Below are 912 nucleotides of genomic sequence, written 5' to 3'. Positions count from 1 at the left end.
AGCCTTAACATAAAAAAACCTCTTCTTTCCAACAAGAAAAAGAGGTTTAACAGCTATTTAACAAGCAAATATTAGAGTACAATAATTTCTTTGATTGTGCAAGATGAAATATAAATGTTTATTAATTTACATGTTTTCTTCTTTTCTGTTTTTTCTTAAGCCGATATAAAATTACGATTCCTACAAAAACAAGCGCTAAACCGAGCAGGATATTTTGCTCCATATTCCCCTCCATGAATCCTGCGGGGATGAGCGTTAACACAAAGAAAAAGATGAGATTCCCAAACATCGTACCAATCATAAAATGTTTAAATGTGATAGAACTTAATCCACTCAGAATATTGATTATGCTAGTTGGAACAAACGGAATAATTCTAGCTTGAAACACAAAAAGCAGCCCATTCTGCTCCATTTTTGATAACAAATCAGGATTCGTTTTTTTCTGTACCCAATCATTGAAAAAATAACGACTGCAAATAAACCACATGCCAGCAGCAATTATGCTTGTGAACCAACTCCAAATTAGACCATTTAAAAAACCAAACAATGCATAGTTTATCGTAATGATAATTATGAGAGGAATAATGGTAAATGAATTTTGAATCACCATAATGATAAAGGTAAAGAAGAATTTTGAATATGTGGTATCTTTCAAAGACAGTATGATGGAATCCAAATCCCCGCTTCTAAGTAATTGGAAAGTTTCAGTATTATGAATAACTAAAAAAATGATCAATATTATCCCAATTAAGGAAATGATTTTTTTCCAAATATTAATCACCTATTTTCATTTAAGGTAATCTAGGGTAAGAGTAAAATATATTCTTAAACACATCATACCATGCAACAATTAACAGTGATAAAAAAAGATGTCAAAAAAAGAAAATTTGTGACATCTTTTAATAATTGGCT

General features: G+C 30.2%; 1 protein-coding gene. It reads right to left on the bottom strand.

Annotated elements, in window-relative coordinates:
• Window positions 1-121 precede the first annotated feature (121 nt).
• Window positions 122-676 carry a TVP38/TMEM64 family protein gene (locus CHI06_RS11415; RefSeq protein WP_142300950.1) on the bottom strand — a complete coding sequence of 185 codons (555 nt, stop codon included), beginning with the start codon at window positions 674-676 and terminating at the stop codon, window positions 122-124.
• Window positions 677-912 lie beyond the last annotated feature (236 nt).

Origin of the sequence: Bacillus sp. 7884-1, assembly GCF_002272245.1 — a bacterium.
Classification (GTDB): domain Bacteria; phylum Bacillota; class Bacilli; order Bacillales; family Cytobacillaceae; genus Neobacillus.
This window is presented reverse-complemented; position numbering and strand designations above follow the sequence as displayed.